The 20,694-nt window shown below is 56.7% G+C and carries 9 protein-coding genes (1 of these 9 only partly in view); 5 read left to right on the top strand and 4 right to left on the bottom strand.

The window, feature by feature from the left end:
- Positions 1–496 precede the first annotated feature (496 nt).
- The 4 genes from UH5x_RS27005 (at position 497) to UH5x_RS26990 (ending at position 6,917) form a co-directional block, all read left to right on the top strand.
- On the top strand, positions 497–1,180 hold the full coding sequence (locus tag UH5x_RS27005) for a Maf family protein (protein WP_047817267.1): 684 nt from the start codon (positions 497–499) through the stop codon (positions 1,178–1,180).
- Between the two features lie 241 nt (positions 1,181–1,421).
- Positions 1,422–2,321, top strand: a complete 900-nt coding sequence (locus UH5x_RS27000) for a DUF1573 domain-containing protein (RefSeq protein ID WP_047817268.1) — start codon at positions 1,422–1,424, stop codon at positions 2,319–2,321.
- Positions 2,322–2,414: 93 nt separating this feature from the next.
- Complete coding sequence (locus UH5x_RS26995; protein WP_482634273.1) at positions 2,415–3,896, top strand: DUF4346 domain-containing protein; 1,482 nt, start codon at positions 2,415–2,417, stop codon at positions 3,894–3,896.
- 303 nt (positions 3,897–4,199) lie between these two features.
- Positions 4,200–6,917, top strand: coding sequence for an O-antigen ligase family protein (locus UH5x_RS26990; protein ID WP_482636087.1), 2,718 nt, complete (start codon positions 4,200–4,202; stop codon positions 6,915–6,917).
- Positions 6,918–6,935: 18 nt separating this feature from the next.
- Here UH5x_RS26990 and UH5x_RS26985 read toward each other — a convergent pair whose 3' ends face one another.
- Genes UH5x_RS26985 through UH5x_RS26970 form a run of 4 tightly spaced genes read right to left on the bottom strand, consistent with a single transcriptional unit; the run spans position 6,936 to position 13,758 of the window.
- Complete coding sequence (locus UH5x_RS26985; RefSeq protein ID WP_482636086.1) at positions 6,936–9,260, bottom strand: site-2 protease family protein; 2,325 nt, start codon at positions 9,258–9,260, stop codon at positions 6,936–6,938.
- A 26-nt stretch (positions 9,261–9,286) separates the two neighbouring features.
- The gene (locus tag UH5x_RS26980; RefSeq protein WP_482634272.1) at positions 9,287–10,729 is read right to left on the bottom strand and encodes an efflux RND transporter periplasmic adaptor subunit; all 1,443 of its coding nucleotides are present in this window, start codon (positions 10,727–10,729) and stop codon (positions 9,287–9,289) included.
- Positions 10,730–10,731: 2 nt separating this feature from the next.
- Positions 10,732–11,661, bottom strand: a complete 930-nt coding sequence (locus tag UH5x_RS26975) for an efflux RND transporter periplasmic adaptor subunit (protein ID WP_047817243.1) — start codon at positions 11,659–11,661, stop codon at positions 10,732–10,734.
- 6 nt (positions 11,662–11,667) lie between these two features.
- Positions 11,668–13,758 carry a TolC family protein gene (locus UH5x_RS26970; RefSeq protein ID WP_482634271.1) on the bottom strand — a complete coding sequence of 697 codons (2,091 nt, stop codon included), beginning with the start codon at positions 13,756–13,758 and terminating at the stop codon, positions 11,668–11,670.
- A 341-nt stretch (positions 13,759–14,099) separates the two neighbouring features.
- Between UH5x_RS26970 and UH5x_RS26965 the strand changes: the two genes are divergently transcribed.
- On the top strand, positions 14,100–20,694 hold the 5' portion of the coding sequence (locus UH5x_RS26965) for a LamG-like jellyroll fold domain-containing protein (protein ID WP_482634270.1). The gene runs 21,401 nt beyond the window's last position; 6,595 of the gene's 27,996 nt are visible here — the first part of the coding sequence; its start codon is at positions 14,100–14,102; its stop codon lies beyond the right edge, outside the window.

Below are 20,694 nucleotides of genomic sequence, written 5' to 3'. Positions count from 1 at the left end.
ACCGGTTGCGCAGACCTCCCTCATGGATTTTGTTAACACGGGCGACGAATCGGGCGGCCAGCGTGGCTGCGATTCTTCGAAGCGATGAGTGTCGCCGAGTGATGTGCTCCCTCACGACGTTGGGGCAGATTCTAGGTTTGCTAGCAAACAAGTCAAATAGATTGAGTGAAGTTTTGGAGCGTGGGCGCCGACACGGCGGGAGGCCACTCAGCGGGGTCGGGAAATCCCGAGCCGATCGCGATCCGAGATCATGACGGAGTCTGTTCAGTGTCGGCAAGGCGAGTTTAGTGACTGGTGGAAAAACTGTCGGTAACCTTTTCCACACAAAACCTTCTTCAAATTGTCACGTTCGTAAACACTCCTCACGACAACACTTACGACCACCAACCCTTGTTGATAAGAATTTTGACGCGAAAATCGGCGTTTCGGCACTGTCGCGGGTGGCGGCCCTGTGCCATCCGATAAACTGACGGGCATGATGAGCGAACTCCCCCTGATGAACGACCTCCCGCGAGCCGAGTTGCCCGGTTCTCAAACCGGAAATCCGGAACCATTGATCCTGGCCAGCGGGTCCCCGCGACGGGCCCAATTGCTGGCAGCGGCAGGTTACGAATTCTCGGTTCAACCGGCCTCGGATTCTGCCGAGTGTGGCATCTGTAGCCGAGAGACCGCCCCCGAAATGGTGGCCCGGTTGGCCTACCGCAAAGCCGCCGACGTCGTCGCCCGAATCGATGACGGGCTGGTCTTGGCCGCCGACACGGTCGCCTCCTGCGTGGGAAGCATTTTAGGGAAACCGCATGACCGCGATCACGCGGAAGAAATGCTGCGTTTACTCAGCGGTCGCGAGCATGATGTTTACACCGGCGTCTGCTTTTGGTCGCGTCGGGACGAGAAATTCGTCGTGGATGTGGTTCGCACTCGGTTGCGAATGGCAGAGCTGAGCAAAGAACAGCTGCACGAACACCTGGAGAGTTTGCAGTGGGAGGGCAAGGCAGGCGCTTTCGGCTATCAAGACGGGAACGACTGGTTGACGGTCATTGGCAATGATAGTGAAAGCAACGTTGTCGGATTGCCGATGGAACGACTGGCGGAATTGTTGGAAAATTTCAACCAGAACGCCGAAAAGATAACCACCCCGACGACCGATTCGATTGAATCATCCGATTCAAGCTGCTCCTGAGTGCAAGCACTTTAGGGAGTAGAGGCGGCGAAGGACGGCGTTGACGAATCGAATGTCCCATTGCCCACCCAGTACCCTCGTGCGATTGTCACCGTGTCACTGCCGTGACTGACCGCGCCCTAGCAGATGGATTTGTTTGATGATTGGATCACTCGTCCGCTCCAGCCTGACCGGTTGCATTGCCTTGCTCGCCGCCCTGTCGCTGGCTTCTTCAGCCAACGCACAGAACTGGGCTGAAAAGATGTTCACCGAGACCAAACATGACTTCCGAGTCGTCGGGCGTGGCACCAAAGCTGAATTCAAATTTGAATTTCGCAATCTGTACGAAGAAACAGTCCACGTCCAAGGCGTTCGCAGCAGCTGCGGATGCACCACGCCGACGGTGTCGGACGACACTCTGGAAACCCACGAAACCAGTTCGATCATCGCGACCCTGAACACGAGCACCTTCATCGGTCAAAAAGCAGCCACGGTGACGGTCGTGTTTGATCGACCGTATTATGCCGAAGTGCAGTTGCAGGTCAGTGGATTCATTCGCACCGATGTCACGTTTGATCCGCCCGAAGTTGACTTCGGTCAGTGCAAAAACGGCGAGGTCAAAGAGCAAGACATCACGATCACGCACCGCGGCAACTCGAATTGGCGATTGACCGACGTCCGCAGCCACTGCGATGACTTCGCCGTGAAGTTGGAACAACCAACCGTTCAATCGAACATGGTTCAGTACAAGATGCGTGTTCGGATGAAGGAAACGATGTCCGAAGGCGAAATTCGGGAACGCCTGACGTTGGTCAGCAACGACACCAAATTCCCAACCATCGAAATGTCGATCGCGGGAATGATTCGTCCCACGATCAGCGTGTCCCCCGCCGCCGTCAGCCTGGGGACCACCGAGTCGGGCCAAACGGTCAGCAAACGACTGCTGGTTCGCGGCGAAGAGCCCTTTGAAATCCAAAAGGTTCTTTGCTCGGACGATCGCTTTCAGTTTGAAATTCCCGAAGGCAAGAAGAAGCTGCACTTCTTAGAGATGAAGTTCACCGGCGGTGACAATCCTGATCGCGTCGCTCAACGAATCCAGATCGTGACCGACCTGCCGGGTGACAAGACCGCGGAGTGTGTTGCCACCGGCACAGTGAAGTAGACTTCACGTCAAAGGTCCATTCGCCGATCCTGAGACGAAGGGATCGCTTGGGCTGATCTCGGGCGAACGCCCTTCGCCCCATCGTCACGTTGCATGCTAACTTCGCCTCCCACTCTGACCGCCGACTCGCACGTTCACTTTCTGACCGGGCGGTTGGCGGAAACCGCGGTCAGCGAAGAGGCCACTCGAATCGCCAACAAATTTGGTTGCCGTCACAGCGTGGGGGTGGTGCCAATCACCGTGGCCGCTCTGATCACTCCCAAGTGGCTTTCTCGGCACTGGGAGATTCCCGAGTCGGCAACGCATGTGATCCTGCCAGGTTTTCTCCAGGACAACCTGGAAGCCGCCGGCGATTTGGCCGCGCCGCTGCTGGGACTGATCCAGCAAACTTCGGCCGAAGTGATCTGCGGCCCCAAAGACTGCCGAGACCTGCACGCCTGGATGACCGGTCGCCAAGAATCCGTTGACCTGTCAGCGCACTCGATTGAAATCATCGCCGAGATCAATCACGCGCCGCGTTTGTCGGTCGCGGAAGTCGTCCAACTCGCGAATCGTTTGCAAGCTGACGGCGCGGACCGAATCGACGTGGGCTGCGATCCTTCGCGACGCTGCCAGGCAATCGGCGACTATGTCTCCGCCTTGATCGACGCTGGCCACACGATCAGCATCGACACGTTTGATCCGCACGAGGCCGGCGACGCGATTCGAGCCGGCGCGACGTTGGTCCTGTCGGTCAGTGCGGCCAATCGAGACGCCGCGCGGGACTGGGGATGCGAAGTCGTTGCGATCCCGGATGTGCCCGACGATCTCAAAAGCTTGGATCAAACAATTGAATTTTTGATCCGTCACAGCATCTCATTTCGCGTCGACCCGATCCTCGAACCCATCGGGTCGGCCTTCACCCAGAGTCTGCTGCGTTACACAGAAGTTCGACGACGGTATCCCGAGGTCGAAATGTTGATGGGAATCGGCAACTTGACCGAACTGACCGACGTGGATTCGGCGGGAGTCAACTTTTTGCTGCTCGGAATCTGCCAGGAACTCTCGATTGGCAGTGTCCTGACGACGCAAGTGATCAATTGGGCCAGATCATCCGTCCGCGAATGCGATATTGCTCGGCGACTCGTTCACCACGCCGTCTCTCGCGGCGTTCCGCCCAAGCGGTTGTCCGAGGAATTGGTGATGCTTCGTGATCCAAAGTTGCGACCACACTCGGAAACGGCACTGCAGGCGCTCGCGGATGGTGTGAAAGACAACAATTACCGATTGATCGCGCAAGATGACAGCCTTCACATGATCAGCGCGGGTTTGCACCTGACCGGCAAAGACCCGTTCGAACTATTCGCTGAATTGATGAGCCGCCCCCAAGCGGACAACGTGGACGCTGCGCATGCGTTTTACTTGGGCTACGAAATGGCCAAGGCCACGATCGCGTTGACGTTGGGCAAACAGTACGAACAAGACCAAGCGTTGCACTGGGGACATCTAACGGTCCCAGAAGACACCCACCGGATCGAGCGGACCAGCCGGCACGCCCCCCAGCCTCCCAAGAAAGACGACACCGCCAACGGCTGAGTGTCTCTGCTGGCGAAATCGTTTGCCATTTCTTTGCAGCGAGGGGGAGGGCATCTGACCAACCTAACTGTGTTCGGATTGATGTCGTCGCAAGGGACTCAATCGCTGCAGTTGATCCCCTTGGTCCCCAACCGAACACTCCGAACGTTTTAACATTTCGCGAATGCGGTCTTGCCCTTTGAAGCAATCGGGTAAAACCTAACCAGAGATTCTCGATTCGGTTCCTTTGGTTCGGTTGCCCACGTGTCAGTTCTGCGTACCACGTTGCTATGGATCTCCGCCGCGATTTTGGTCCTGATACCAATGTGTTTGGCGGCGGACTACGGCGGCATTTTGCATTGGAGTCAATACGTCGCCGCGGCCGGCATTTTGCTGGCCATGGTGTTGTCGCTGATTGGATTGACTGACACGACGGCGTCCAGCGGTTTGCGGCAGCACAAATTGTTGCTCCCACTTGGTCTGTTGGTGCTGCTGGCATGGATTCAGGCGTTGCCGTTGCCATCGGGACTGATTGGACTGCTCAGTCCGGGTTCCAACGCGGCGTATTCGACCTGGTTGGAAGGCTTGGTGCCAGCGTCCGAGCAACCGTCCGTTCATCCCGTTTCGGTTTCTCCGTTTGACACCAAACACGTCGCCTTGTTGCTGACGTTTTTGCTGCCGCTTTCCTTTGCTGCTTCGATTGTCTTTCACGCTCGCAATCGTTTGACGATGTTGCTCAGCGCGATCGCGATCACGGGAGCCTCGGTGGCCATCATTGGGTTCTATCGCAAGCTCGATCCGACGGCAGACCTGTGGTTCTTCACCTCCAAATCCAACGGTTTCGCCGGTTTCGTCAATCGCAACAACGCGGCGTTGATGCTCAACTTTGGAATGGCGGCCAGTCTCGGACTGTTGTCCTGGCGGATGATGGCGCTTCACCACATTGAACTGGACGATCCCGATTTTGAATTCAATGATTTGCTGGCACTGATTTCCGACCGCGAATCCTTGATCGGGCTGCTTTCTTCGATCACCTGTGTCGCCGGCTTGCTGCTCAATGGATCCCGAGGCGGGGTCGTTGCGGCTTTGTTTGGATTGGTCTGCGCGTTTGGCTATGTCCGCCCCCGCCGCGGTCTGATCGGACTGCCTATTTTGGCAGTTGTGATTGGCATCTCCGTCGCGATTCTGACCGTGCCGATGCAGTTGAACCTGGAAACCATCTCTCGCTTGGAACTGATCTCGGCTGACGCCGACACGCTTCAGAAAGATGGACGCCTGCTGCACTGGCAAGACGGCTGGAAAGCGGCCATGGCATACCTGCCAATGGGATCAGGAATCAGCACGTACGGCTACTCTTACCTGCCCTATCAATCGCAAAGTCCTGGATCGTGGTTTGAACACGCCGACAACTTGTGGTTGGAAATGTTCGTGGAGACCGGATTGCCCGGGGTGGTGATCGCCGTGCTGTTTTTCACCATCCTGCTGAGCTCGCTGCGTCGCTTGTCAACGTCCGCAGACCCCATCGATCAGGGCGTCCGGGTGGCGGCTTGGTATGCGATCGCCGCCGTGATGGTGTCCCAGTTCTTTGACTTTGGATTGATTGTCCCCGCCAACCTGTTCGTGGCGTTGATCCTGGCAACCGCCGTTGTTTCCCGACAGGTTGCCAGCGGTGGATTGCAAGCACCGACATTGGAAGACGAAGACGATCCTTACGAAGCGATGGCGATGGCCGACCCGGAATACGCCATGGCGATGGCCGCTGCCGAGCGGGAAGCCGAAACAGCCACCGAATCGATCGACGCCGAACAATCTGCAGCAACAAATGCGTCCACACGCGGCAACAAGATCAAACTTCAGTCGACCTCCAAATTCGGGCGTCTGACATCGTCCGTCAGCGTGGGCATCTTCGCGGTGGTGATCTTCCTGCTGTCGGTGCTCGCGATCCCCGGCTTGAAAAGCGATGCGGAGTCCGAGTCATTGGTTCGCCGCATCCAAAGTGAATATTCGGGAATGAAGTTCCGCCCGGAAGTCTTGGAACAAGTCGAATCGTTGCTGACAGAAAACCTGAACCAAAATCCGATTCCCGAGACCCGCACGTTGCTGGCAGCCACCCAGCGCGACCGCGGTCGTTTGGCAGAAACACTGGAATGGCGTCCCGTCTCGATCGAACAAGCCGGTGAGATCTACGCCAAAACGAATCTGAATGAACGCGGCTTGGAATACCCACCACCGTTGGCCGCCATGACACGTGATCGATTGAAAAGCATTTTGCACTACGAGGATGCTTGGAACACGTCAATCGCCGGAATCGCGACCTGCCCGCTCGGCCAAGCTTCCCGTGCCACCTTGGTGCAATTGCAGTCCGTGTTGGATCCACAGCCAGAAACCAGCGTCGCGGTCAAACACCTCGCTAAATTTTATTCGACTGAACCCATTCGCCTGATGCGTCTAGCCAAGCGTGCTTTCATGATTGGGGATTTCGATTCGGCCATCACCACGTTCCACGACTCCATTGCACTGCGTCCCAACCTGACCTCGCAATTGATGCCCTTGTTCCGAGTCAATCAAGACACACTGCCGCTCCAAGAAGTCATCCCCAACGAATCACGGGCGATCGAATTGGCAGCCGCGGACGTGTTGCTCTGGGACGAACCTGACAGCGAATTCCTTCGTCATGCTGCAACCTCCATCGACTGCGGACGAGCCTCGAACTTGGCCGCGCGTGCCAAGTGCCAAGCTCTGCTTTCGCGAATTCACTTCGCGTTGAATGACATCGAAAACGCAACCCAGACCGGCGAAGAAGCTATTCGGTTGATGCCCGATGAGCCCCGCTATCGCGTGCAACTGATTGAACAATTTTTGATTTCAAGCAATCGCACGGATGCACTCCGACACGCACGACTCGGACGGGAAGCGATTCCCAAGGACAAACGGTTCCAGCAGTTTGTTGATCGCATTGCCGAAGCCGAGCGGAATGAGTTGCTCGAACCCGCGCTCCCGCGGGACACCAACGCTCCCAGCATCGAATCGATCTTGAACTGACGAAACCAACGCCCGCTCTCAAGAGGCGTCTTGGGCCAACCATTCCCAGAAACGTCGCCCGAGACTCCGTTGATCTCGGAGGGCCATCCGCCCGGTCTCACCGGCGTGCACCCGGTGACTCACCGCAGGGGAAAGCGTCACGATGGACTGAAATCTCGGCGTCAGCAATTCGTAAGGGTCCGAGGACTCCGAACGGGTCTTGGCCGGTGCGACCGGCAACGGTCCATCGACGGTCGCTGCGAGTGCGGGGTGGGGGATTTGCCGACTGGCACGTGGCTGCAACTTTTCGGGATACACCTCGATGATCTCACCGCCACGCAGCAGAACCTGCATGGGCTCTGCCTTCTGAAGCGTCGATCGGTAGGCATCCAAATCGGAATCTCCCACCGAGACCAGCAGTTCCATGCGTTGACGCACACCAACGTGAACCAGTTCTTCGCCGACGCGGACATAGGCTCCCTTGAGATCCTGCATATCCGTCGTCAAAATCTCACCGTCCCGTTGGGCGACGACACGCAGTGAATCGACTTGAGCATTCAGCTCCTCCAAACTGCGGCGAAGACTCTCGGCCTTTTGTCGCGCCGCTTCCGCTAAACCGAGCTCCCCCAACCCTTCGTGGCGTTGCCACTTGATTTCTTCGGATTCCAATTCCAACTGGGTCGCATCACGCTGGGCAACCAATTCATGATCGGCCAGCTCCAGAATGACTTGTCCAGCCATCACCGCTTCTCCTGTTTGCATCACAACGCGATCCACGAACCCATCGATGGGTGATCGCAAAATCTGGTCATCGGCAAACCGAACCACGACGGGGACGGGACGGCTCAGCGGTGATGGCAACGTGACCAAGAACTGCCCCAAGAACGAGAAGGTCACACAGGTCCAAATCGCCCGCCGACGATGCGACCACTTCGAGAACGTCTCACTCGAATCGGTGTAGTTCCACACTTTCTTGGCAAATTGAAGTGACGGCAGCATGACCCACAACAGAATTGCGGCCATCGCGACCAACAACCCCACCGGACCAGCCCACATCGACACCACCACAATCAAACCGCCCATCCAGACCATTTGAAACACGACGGACGCGGCCGCGTGACAGGCCGCAAATCCGCGTCGCCAACCCGATAACTTGCAACTCGGACCATGCATCGCAAACAGCTTGGTCTGCAACCAACCTCCAAACAGCTTGCGTCCCTGTTCTCGCAGATTGGGAATGTCGGTCCAATCCGACAACACGTAGTACCCGTCCAAACGCAACAACGGGTTCGCGTTGACCAACAACGTGGCGGGGCCCGCAACGAAAAAGATCTGGGCGGCAACGTGCGCGACAAATTCTGTCGGATGCCAACACCAAACCCAATAGGCAACTGATGCAATCAAGAGTTCCAGGTAGACACCTGCCATCGCGATGGAGGCTCGTGATTGACGATTGGGCAAACGCCAGGCATTGGTGACATCCACATAGGCCAACGGTGCGAACAAGAAGAACATCACGCCCGCCTTGCCGACTTGCACACCGTGCCAACGTGCCGAAACGGCGTGCCCCAGTTCGTGAATCAGCTTCAGCACACACCACAGCGCCAGCATCCCAACCCACATCTGCGAATCAAAGATCCGCATCAATTCCGCGGTCAATTGCTTTCGATGAAACAACGCGAAGACCATCGAGACACTGATGAACGAACCTGCGATCACCACGCCGTGAATGGAAAACAACGGCCGCATCACGGGCAAGGCAGCGTTTGCAGGAGCGTTGGCGTTGATCAATGGAAACCGCAAACTGATCAACCAAGAACACACCTTGATCAGCGGTGCGATGCAGCTCGCGAGCTTGCCGATGAGCCAGGGGCTCCATCTGTTTCGCTTGGAATCTGCAGTGGGCTCCGGCGTGGACTCTCCCAAGGAATCCAAGTCCACGCTGGCGTTCATCGCGTCCGCGGGCAGCACTGACGTTTCGACTTGCTGACCGGGTTCCGACGCCGGTGAGTTGCACGACGGTGGTGTGCTTGCAGGCGTTTGTTCTGCAATGGCGATTTTCTGTGCCACCAAAACCGCGATGAAGTCCGCGATATCTTCGGCCGACCAATCCAATCCGTCCTGTTCTGCTTGAGCAATGATCTCCGTGGTCGACCGTTGCCCGTCCAACAGCATGGCAACGTGATGCTCCGCTGCACCAAACTGAAAGTGTTTCCCAGTTCCCGCGTGCGCGGCTCGAACCACGGTGACTCCGGCCACTTCACAAACGTTGAATTCCAGATCGGAATCCAAACGCACCTTCGGAGCGGTCATGGATGCCGGAGGACCGGACGGTTCGACCGATGCCGGACCGGCGGTTTGCATTTCGTCGTGAGCCACTTGGTTTGGTTTCACCATCCGATCATCCACCCCAGTCGTTTCACAGGGGTGCGAATCCATTTCCAAATCCAAGGGTAAGTGGGACCAATCACGACGGCTTCCCCCCGCATCCCCACTCGCAATGCCGCGTCGCTGTTTGGCAGTTCCGCGATCGCGACAAACACATTGGAATCGTCTCGAATGGTCGCTGCTGGCCATACCGAACGCACGCGACTGTCGAACGACCGCCCGTCCAACGCGGGAAACCACAACTCCACCGGAGCGTTCATTTCGACAAACAGAATCTCCGACTCAGGCAATTCCAATTCGACTTCGACGTTGCCTTCGGGAGCGATTTCCATCAGCGTCTGACCAATTTCCAGCGGTGTCCCCAACGATCGTGTCAGGTCACCTTGGATAACGACCCCATCGATCGGTGACACCACGTCAAGCTTGTTGAGTTTGTCCTGCAACAACTCCGCCTTTCTCAACAACGTCTTGCGACGAAGCCCGGCCAGCTGAGCGGTTGCGATTTGTCCACTCGCCAACGCGATGTCTTCATCCTTCTGAGCTTCGTCGATTTCGGCCACCATTGATTCCAGCTCAATCCGCAATGGACGACCATCCAACTGCAACAGCGTTTGCCCCGCTTGGACACGGTCACCAGGCCGAACCATGGTCGTCAATAAAGTGGCATCAATCGGCGATGCGATCAGTCGTCCGTCCATTGCTGCCACCGTGGCGGTCGCATGCGTTCGATACGACATCGGGATGCACGTGAGGATCAACGTGACCAAGAAAGCAATTCCGATCAGCCCGCGTCTTGACCACCACTTGCTGATCTTGTTCGCCAAACGTCCCCAATGATCTTTGGCTGGTCGGCTGAGAAAAACAGCGGCGAACAGTCCCATCACATCGGCGGACAACATCCGTTGAAAGGTCTTGGCGTCAAAGTCGTCTGCACTCGGAGGCCGAATCCACACGCGGCAACACGGAATGTCGACGCTGTCGCTCTTTCCTTTCGGGCTGGACTTCGTGACGGGAATCGTGTCGGGAACCAACTCGATCACCAACGTTCCATTGTCCCACCGCGAAGTGCTCTCGGTCGCCGGTGACTCGGCTTCGACCGTGGACGCCAACCACTGGGCGTCAAAGCGTTGACGAATCGAGTTGTCAGCGCCCAGCCAACCCAGTCGTCCGTCATGCAATCGATGCAGAGAGCGCGTTCCCCATCCCAATCGAATGGTGTGTTCAGGCAGAACCTCGGTCAAACGCTGAACCAGCAATTCCGCTGCGGAAACCCGGTCCTTCGTCGATGCCATCTCGGTCAACCAAGCGTGCCACATCGACTGAAACATCTTCGTTCGCGAAACGGCGGACGAATCCTGGGTCAACGCCGCGTTGGAAAACGCCCTGGCGGTCGAGTTGTCCGTTTCGAACCAATCGGCTGCTGCGGAGTGGGGTTCGGAGGTCAAATTCACCATCGTTGAACTCCCGATGCTCGACGCTTGGAAATCGATTCGGGTGTGTCATCCACGCTGGATGGTTCCAACAACCGCATCGTGCAACGGTCTCCGGGACGAAGTTCACCGGATGGATTCTGGATACGGACCCGAATTTCGATGGTCCCGCTTTCACTGTTGATCGATGGGCCGATGGTTTCGATTTTGCCGTCAACCGTTTTTCGAGCCGCACGAAAATACACCTGAGTGTCCATTCCGATCTTCATTGCCATCGCCCGATCCGCCATCACATTGAAGACGCCTTGCAGAATATCGGTGCGGACCAAACGCACGATTTCAGGGTCCGAAGGTGTGATCGTCGCTCCCAAACCAGCCTTCTTCTCTGCAATCACTCCGTCAAAGGGAGCTCGGATGCAACGTCGTTTCCATTGCAATTCCAGACGGTTGGCTTCTGCCATCCGCAACGACCTTTGTTCCGTTGCGGTCAACAGACGAGCCTTGGCGACATTGAGTTCCATTTCCGCCCGGCGGAGCTCATCGGACCCCGCCATTTCATCGCGTAGCAAACGACGCAGGTGCTCAACTCGCACGGTCTGCAAATCCAGCGAAGCTTGGGCGGCATGGATCTCACCCACCATCGACGCTTGGATCTTGGCAATTTCCATGGAGGCTCGTTCGATTTCATCATCCAGCCTCGCGATCACATCGTTGGCTTGAACGCGTTGCCCGACCTTCACTGGGATTTCGGTGATGCGGCCCAGGTCTTCGCTGCCGAGGTAGATGTCTTCGATTGCCTGTGAGAAGCCTTCGTAAGCCGAATCGCCATACAACGCGACACCTCGCGAAGAGGTGGATTCCTTTTGGGCCAAGGCAAGATTTGACGACAGGCCCCATGCAATGAAAGCAGCCAATGCGATGATCGTCCGTGATGTTCGTTTCATCATGCGTTCCTATTCCATGCTTTCCGATGTGGTCACGTCGTCTTTGGGCGCGGAGCCTTCCCATTCGATCATCCCTGATTCACTGACCAGTGATTCTCCGAACGATTCGGTATCTCGCGGCAAATCAAAGTCAGCGATGCGAGTCAGAGGTGTCAACTGATCCAGTTCGACGGGGCCGGTTTGCAACACCTCAATCTGACTGGTGTTGCCGGGCCGAGTGGGCTGGATGCCTTCCGTCTTGAGCAACGTGCCCATTGCCTTTTGCAATTCAATCAAGGAAATGATGGAAGCGACTTGTGCTGTCACCAAAAGTTGTTCCGCTTCCGTCCGTCGTTTCTGAGTTTCGAGCAGATCCTCCAGCACCAAGGCGGTGGGTCCACCGTCACCTGCCAACACTTCCCAACGTCGGGTTGCAATTTCCTCTTCCCGGACGGCCGCTGCCAGCGTGATCGCTTTGCTGTCCCGCAATTGAAAATTCGCGTTCGCTTGAATCAGTGCGGTTTCAATTTCTCGCCGCGCCGTCAGCAGACTGAGCCGCAATTCTTCGCTGCGTTGTTGGTAGCGATACCGTGCTTCGCGAACCCGACTGCGAGCCGCGCGACGCCCGTATGGCAAACTGTATTGCAACATCGCGGTCAGACCAGGACCTTCCGTGAACTGATCACCGAAGGCTTGAAAGAATCGATTGTCGCCACGGAGCCCTGACAGGTACGCATCGAACACGGCATCCAGTTGAGGCTTCAGTTCATTGCGAGTCACGTTGATGCTCAACCCTGCGGCGGCGAGCTCTTGCGTGGCGGCTTGGATGTCCGGTCGATATTCCAAACCACGAACGATCGCATCGTGCAAGTCAATGTTTTCGCTGGGAATGTCGGGGTTCGCGAGCGGGATCAGCTCGACGGATTGATTCAGAGTCGCCAGTGCGGGGCTGCCAACCAGCGTTCGCAAGCGAACCTGCAAACGGCGCAACTCAGCTTCGATTTCAATCAGTCGATCGCGATCGGTTGCCAATCGACGCTGGACCTTGATCCGTTGCAACGGCCCTGAATCCAGGTCCGCACGAGCGTCGACCAAACGGGCGATCTGTTCCCCCCGTTCAATCAGGCTCCGTTGCTGCACCAGGTGACAACGTCGTTCGTACAAACGCCAAAACGCTTGAAACGTTTCGACCAAATGGTTTTCCACTTCTGCCCGCATTTCTTGCCAAGCGATTCGGCTTTCGATGGATGCTTGGGTGACCAGCCGGGTGTTGTAGACCTGGCCGCTGGTCGCGAGCAAAGGTTGCGTGATACTGAGGCTGATTTTCGAATTGCCCTGCGGGTTGGGCTCGAAGAACAGGCTGTTGCTATCGAGCGTCCCCAGCTCTTGGGACAAATCCACCACCGCACCACGACGCGTCAACTTTCGAAAACCACCACTGGCAGTGACCGAATTTTGAATCAGTCGTTCGGGTCCGCCCGTCGTCAAGGTGCTGCCGACTGGATCGTTGATTCGGCCGTAGCCACCTTCCAGCAAAAACGTGGGGTCGAAGACCGCATCCTGTTGAACAATCTTTTCGTAAGCGATTGAAGTCCGGCGTGAAACAGCCGAGATCCGAGGGCTGGTTTCCAGCGTGTCCGTCAACACCGTGGGAAGGTCGAAGGCGACTTGTTCAGGCGACTGCAACAGCCCTGAAAACGCGAATGCTTCCCACCATGGGGCGGCAACACTCGGATTGCCTTCCATCTCAAGGTGGTCGGCTTGGGCGGATGAGTCGGCAGGCAATGACATGCCGTCTTCGGCGGGGGCCGGTAGCGGATTGGGAGCCGCCACCGTTTCCGGTTCCAAGGAATCTCGCCGCGCCGCCTCGGCAACGTTGAGCGCTGCCGCATCTAGAAACCGCTGGAACGAAGTGTCACTTGGCTCATCCGCCCCCATCCGCTGCGGCGACAGCGTGAAAGCGAGCAGACAAGCCGTTCCCGTCATCCAAGCATTCACCATCGATCGTTGCCAAGGCTGATTTGCCTTGACCAACGAATGGCGCCGATGGCACCCCGACGATCCGGCCCGCAACGGCCATCTCGTGAGCATGCTTCGAAAATGCTGAACGACGAGCTTCATTCCTTCCTTGACCAGTTTCGCTTTTGGACGCAAACACCGCCGGTCTCGGACTCCCCCCTTCCTTGCGGGAACGCCAACAGGAGCTGTTGACCGACTGAGTGACTGCGCACCTGGGAACGCCCAGGCGGGATTCACTACGTGTACAGATATCTTCGGAAGCATTGGTCGTGAGGATTGCAACGACCGTGACTGATTTTCAAGTCAAGGTTGGTTTGACCAGGCTCAATCGACAAATCCGGCAGGGTCATCGGAACCCGCAAAGTCTGCGGATCCTACCTGGACACCCGTACGTCTCATGCGGGCGTGAATTTGTGTCGTTTAGGACGATGAGGCAATTCACCATGCAAACTAACGATTCTGAAGACAAAGCGATGGGCAAACGCGATTTTCATTTCTTCCAACTGGAAGACCGTGTCTTGCTCTCCGGCGAAGGCTTGGATGCGATCGATGTCATCGCACCGGATGCCGACCTGCTGGAATCAATCAACGCGGAACTCGACGCCATCGATGCTGCGCTGGATGATATAGAGGTGGGGGATGTGACCCCCGATGGTGAAGCACGCCGGATCAAAGACGAACCCGACTTCTACGATCCGGCGGATGGTCCGATCATCATGGACCCGGCGCGTCCGATCGAAGTCATCTTCATTGACGAAGGCGTGGAAGACAGCGACACACTGATCGCAAACCTCCGAGATCAAAGTGACGACTCTCAGTGGTTGATCGTGCGTCTGTCTGATGACCACAGCGGGGTTGATCAAATCAGCGACACCTTGGCGACGCTGCAGGGCGTTGACGCCATTCACTTGGTCTCGCACGGTGACGGCGAAAGCATTCAGCTGGGGAGCGATCGACTGAGCATCGACTCCGCGCCTTCGTTTGCCGGTGACATTGCGAGCTGGGGGCATTCCCTGGACACGCAAGCTGACTTATTGATCTATGGGTGCGACCTCGCCAGCACCACCGAGGGGCAAGACCTGATCGAAATGCTGGCGTTGGTTTGCAATTGCGACGTCGCCGCCAGTGATGATGCGACCGGGCATGAAGATTTGGGCGGTGACTGGATCCTGGAGTATGCCGTCGGTGATGTGCAGACCGAAGTCGCGTTCGGTTACGCCGCTCAAGCATCGTGGAGAGGAACACTGGATATTACCAGCGATCTCGTCATGCATCACACGTTCGATAGCGACGCCAGCGACAGCAGCGGCAATGCCTACGATGGTACGCGCACCAACGGTGCGGTGATCGACACCAACGACACACCCAACTTAATCGGCGATGGAAAGCTGAGCCTGGACGGCGACAATGACTATGTCGACTTCAGTGCACACGTAGCAAACTTTCAAGGGATCACCGAAGGCACGATCTCGGCCTGGATTTATCACGACGCCAACAGCCGCGATGTCATTTTCGAAACCTCCGACAGTGGAGACAGCAACTCACGAATTGCCCTGTTTCGGGATGACGACGGATCGCTCGACTTCTTCATCCGCGAAGGCTCAACCGAACTGTTGGACGTACAGACTGCCGCCGGGATCATCCCCCAGAGCACCTGGACACATGTCGCGGTGACGGTCAATGCAGGCGGGAACAAACTGTATGTCAACGGTGTGCAGCAGGCTGTGACGTACAACGTCGGTTCGGCGGCAACCAATCGTTTCTTCGATGATGTCTCGGACTTGGACTTCGGCAGTTGGGGCGTCGACAAGTACAGCGGTTCAAGCTTCACACGCCACTTCGACGGGATGATCGACGATGGCCGGGTCTACGATCGAGCACTCAGCGCCGGTGACATCCAAGAGCTGATCGAAGTCGTGGACACGATCTCGGTCACCACCACGAACGACCTCTCCAACGGCAACACCACCAGCTTCGCAACTCTGCTTGCCAACGACGGCGGCGACGGTATTTCGCTTCGAGAAGCGATCGACGCGGCCAACAATCAAGCCGGGGCCGATACGATCCACTTCGATATTAGCGGCACCGGCGCGCATACGATCAATCTGACGTCATCACTGACGATCACTGACACAGTCTCCATCGATGCGACGACCGATGATAGTTTTGCCGCTAACGGCAACCAACCTGCGATCATTCTGGACGGCAATGACAGTTTCACAGGCGACGGCATCGTGCTGACAAGTACCGCGGATGGCAGCATGATTCGCGGCTTCGTAATCCGCGACTTCAGCGGCGATGGGATCGAGATCCAGGCGGACTCAGATGGCAATACGATCGTGGGCAACTACATCGGTCGCTTCAACACGAGTGGTACAGACGCGGGAGAATCCCAGGCCAATCTAGGCCAAGGGGTTCGCATCGTCGGATCCAATAACATCATCGGCGGAACCACCGCCGCAGACCGCAACTTGATCAGTGGGAACTCGGACGGTATCGAAATCTCCAATGCCAGTGGCAACGTGATTCAGGGCAACTATATCGGCACCGACATTACGGGTACCCTTGATCTTGGCAATTTATACGACGGCATCTGGATGATTTCGTCAGCCGACGACAACCAGATTCTGGACAATCTAATTTCCGGCAACGGTGCCCGTGGAATTAACATCGGCGATACCGGTACCAACACGGGCAACGTGATTCAAGGCAACCTGGTCGGTACGCAAGCCGACGGAGTCTCGACGCTTGGCAACACAGCTAACGGAATCTTGCTGGGCAATGGCGGGTCTGCGGATAGCACGACGATCGGCGGCGTGACCGACGGTCAGGGTAACACCATCGCGTTCAACGGTGACGATGGCATCGCCGTCTACGACGGAACGTCGGTGTCCATCCTAGGCAACTCGATCTTCAGCAACACCGGCCAAGCGTTTGATCTGGGGACCAGTGGCGTTGCAGCCAACGATGTTGGCGATTCCGATTCGGGTGCAAACAACTTGCAAAACTATGCCGTGCTGAGTTCAGCCGGGACCGACGGCAGCGGACAAGTTGCCGTATCGGGATCGCTGAACACGACCTCCAACACCACCGCAAGAATCGAATTCTTCGTCACGGACGTCGCTGCCGCAGGGAACGGAGAAGGCAAGACCTACTTGGGCTACACCACTGTCGTCACCGGTGGCGATGGGAACGCCTACTTTGTTGAATCCTTCGATGCGACACTAGCGGCCGGTCAGTACCTCACGTCGACCACAACGGTGATCCATGTCGGTGGCACGTACGGATCGACCTCCGAGTTTTCCGCCAACGTGCAAGCCACCAGTGCGCTGATTGTCGAGACGGACGGCGATGTGCTCGATGGTGACACCTCCAGCATTGCGGCACTGTATGCGGACAAAGGTACCGACGGATTCATTTCGCTTCGAGAAGCGATCATTGCGTCGAACAACACCGCGGGTGCTGACACCATTTTCTTAGGTGACAACAACTACGCGTTGATTCAATCAGGAGCCAGTGAGAACCTCGCTGCAACAGGTGACCTGGATATCACCAGCACCATCTCGATTGTTGGAGTCAACGCAGCTGAAACAACGATTAGTGGCGTCGGACTCGGTGACCGTATCTTCGATATCAAGAGCGGAGGTTCGCTGACCTTGAACCAGCTTGCCGTGGCAGACGGAGCGATCACGAGCGTAAGCGGTGCTGGGGTTTACAACGCGGGGATCCTGAATGCCTCGGACGTCGTTTTCCGCGATAACTCAGTGGACAGCAGTTTCGGCGGAGCCATCTTCAATGCTGGGACCGCATTCCTAAACCAGGTTTCGATCTACGACAATCGTGCAACCAGCGGCGCTGGCATCTTCCAGAGCAGTGGGACGCTCACCATGTCCAATGTGGACATGAGTGGAAACTCGGCCGACTCCCACGGTGGAGCCATCTACACATCAGGCGGATCGACCAATATCCGGCACTCGACCATCGTCGACAATACCTCCGGTGATGTTGCTGGAGGCATCTACGCTGGGGCATCCACAACGATCCAAAGCTCGATCCTTGCGGACAACACAGGAACCAGCGCTGATGCCTACAACACCGTCGTCAGCAACGGTTACAACATCATCGAGCAGTACCAAAACTTCACCGCACACGGAACCGACATCACGGGCGCCTACGACGCCAGCGATCGCTCGATCGACACGACGACGGGACTCGCCTACCACACGTTGAGTGCGGGAGATGTGGGGGTTGATGGTGGTGGCGGTGCCGCCCCGTTCACGGATGTTCTGGGAAACCAACGTGACTCAAACGCCGATATCGGCGCCTACGAATACGTTTCCGTGCCCCAATTGTTGGCACACTACCAGTTCGACTCGGGAGCTGACGCGACGGACAGCAGCGGAAATGGGTACGACGGCACGTTGGAAGGCGACGCCTCCGTCGATATCACGACGAACACGAATCAAATCGGCAACGGCAAACTGACTTTGGACGGGTCCGGCGACTACGTGGACCTGTCGGCGAACGTCGGTAGTTTTTCAGCGCTGAGCGAAGGCACCATCGCTGCCTGGGTCAAACTTTCGACGACCGATTTCTCAACAATCTTCGACATCAGTGACCAAGGGACCGAAAACTTCGCCTCGCTTTGGGTTGAAAATGGAAATCTAGTTTGGGCGATCAGTACGAACGGCTCATCAGTGATGCGTGCGACCTCGACTGCCACCATTAATGACGACACCTGGCATCACGTGGCGGTCACGACCGACGCAAGTGGCACCAGCCTGTATATCGACGGAGTGGAACTGACCGGCGGCGCCGTGACGTATTCGCAGGGCGACGCAACCACAACGGCGTTCTTCGACGACTTGGAAGACGCGTCATCCGTCAAGCTCGGAGCGTACGACATCGGGTTCGTGGGTGGCGAATTCACGGGTTTGATCGATGACGTGCGAATGTACAACTACGCGGTCAACGACTCGGACATGACAGAGCTTCAAGCCTATCGATCCGAGACTCCCACCGATCTGTCTGCCACGTTCACGAACGGAGGGGGGCTGAGCATCAATGACGATGGTGGTGACGACGTCTATCTGTTGGCCGACAATGGAATCGGCTCGGTTGATCTGACTCAGATCAGTTTTGAAGCCCAGTTCAGCACCAACACGACCGACGATGACACCACGCTGATCTCATACGCCGGGGGGGCCTCCACCAATGAGTTCTTGGTCTACATCAACACAAACGGTGGAGCGGGGCGAGCGATTGTGCAGGTGGGAGGCAGCAGTTTCGTCTCCACCGCGATCGACTACAACACTCTCCGCGACGGAGAAATTCACACATGGTCGGTGACATGGGACAGTTCCGGAGGCGCGGTGAAAATCTACGCCGATGGGGTTCTGGTTGACTCGGGCACCGGGATTAATGCGACTTCGTCCATCACCAACGGCGGAACGTTGCTGTTGGGGCAGGAACAGGATGCGACCGAAGGCGGCTTCAACAACGCCCAGGCCTTCAAGGGCAAACTGTACGATGTTCGACTGTTCAATGATGTTCGCACCGAACAGGAAATCGCGGCTAGCCGTCGAAGTGGACTGCCGTATGACGAAGCTAACATGATAGCGAACTGGAAGTTCGACCAACTTTCTTCTGACGGCGTCGTATTGGATTCGGTCAGCGGGAATAACCTCACCGTCAAACACACCAGCGAATCTGGCTTTCTAGCTAGCGAAGTTTCGTTGACTTTCTCGGTCGATGAGAATGCACTTGATGGAACGGTTCTCGGCCAGGTTTCTGGAGTGGACGCCGAACGTGAAGCTCAAATTGCTTCTCTGTTGGCCGCCGACCCGAACCTGACTTACAGTGCCGAAACCGGCAAATTCTATCAGTTCGTTTCAACTGCAAGCACGTGGGATCAAGCTCAAGACGCTGCAACCGCGTCTTTGCTGAATACAGTCTCAGGCGAATTGGTAACGATTCATACGGCGACTGAGCAGGCGATGATCGCTGAAATCGCCGCCAGCAACAATGTCTCGCTCTGGATCGGTGCGTCTGACTCTGACACCGAAGGTGATTGGCGTTGGTACGACGGTACGACCGCGGACGAGCAGTTCTGGAGTGGAGATAGCTCGGGCAGCGACGTCAACAATAGCTACACCAATTGGAAACCAGGGGAACCCAACGATTCTGGCGGCGCGGAGGACGTAGCATACGTATGGTTTGGGGATGGCAGCTGGAATGATTCCGATTCGACCCAGTCGCTTGGCAGGCATGTGGTCCAATGGGATGCCGACGATGTCCTGGACGCGACCGATGCGCTGACCTATTCCATTCATTCGCCGACGGTTGCCGGAGCATTTGCGATCGACGCCAGCACGGGCACGATCACGGTCGCCGATGGATCGTTGTTGGATTACGAGAGCCAGACATCTCACTCGTTGACCGTGCGCGTGACGGACGTCGACTCGAACGCCTATGACGAAGTCTTCACCGTCGAACTCAACGATCTTGTTGAATCAAACAACGCACCGACCGATCTGTCCAGCGGCATTGAACTGAACACTGATGGCGGCAACGACAGCTACCTGTTTCTCACCGATGGCCGGCCCGTACTGAGCGATCTAACTCAACTGACTCTGGAAGCCACCTTCCAAATCGATTCCGTGCCGACTGGCACCATCCCCATCATTGACTATCAAGAAGGCGGGATTTCCACCGATTTTGGAATCTCGATCAATCCCGACGGTTCCTTGCAAATCGTGATTGACGACAACGCCCCCGAATCGACGACTGGCACCTACGCACAGTTGCTGGACGGTGACCAACACCACATCGCCGTGTCCTGGGACAATACACACGGGAATGTCCGGTTCTACATTGATGGGCAATACGCCGAATCGATCACCGGCGTTGGAACGGGACACACGCTGTACAACGGAGCGACAACCCAATTGATCCTTGGCCAGGACATGGATGACGGCGGAGACGTTTATGTCGCGAATATCTTCAGCGGTACTCTGCATGATGTGCGAATCTGGAAGG

The organism is Rhodopirellula sp. UH5, assembly GCF_056839225.1.
Note: the sequence above shows the minus strand (reverse complement) of the source record. Positions and strands in the feature narration are given on the sequence as shown.

Coding starts and splice junctions, on each gene's coding strand:
- UH5x_RS27005 (WP_047817267.1), top strand. CDS start 497: ATGAACGACCTCCCGCGAGCCGAGTTGCCCGGTTCTCAAACCGGAAAT.
- UH5x_RS26985 (WP_482636086.1), bottom strand. CDS start 9,260: ATGCAAACCGCCGGTCCGGCATCGGTCGAACCGTCCGGTCCTCCGGCA.
- UH5x_RS26990 (WP_482636087.1), top strand. CDS start 4,200: ATGTGTTTGGCGGCGGACTACGGCGGCATTTTGCATTGGAGTCAATAC.
- UH5x_RS26995 (WP_482634273.1), top strand. CDS start 2,415: ATGCTAACTTCGCCTCCCACTCTGACCGCCGACTCGCACGTTCACTTT.
- UH5x_RS26975 (WP_047817243.1), bottom strand. CDS start 11,661: ATGATGAAACGAACATCACGGACGATCATCGCATTGGCTGCTTTCATT.
- UH5x_RS26970 (WP_482634271.1), bottom strand. CDS start 13,758: ATGAAGCTCGTCGTTCAGCATTTTCGAAGCATGCTCACGAGATGGCCG.
- UH5x_RS27000 (WP_047817268.1), top strand. CDS start 1,422: ATGTTCACCGAGACCAAACATGACTTCCGAGTCGTCGGGCGTGGCACC.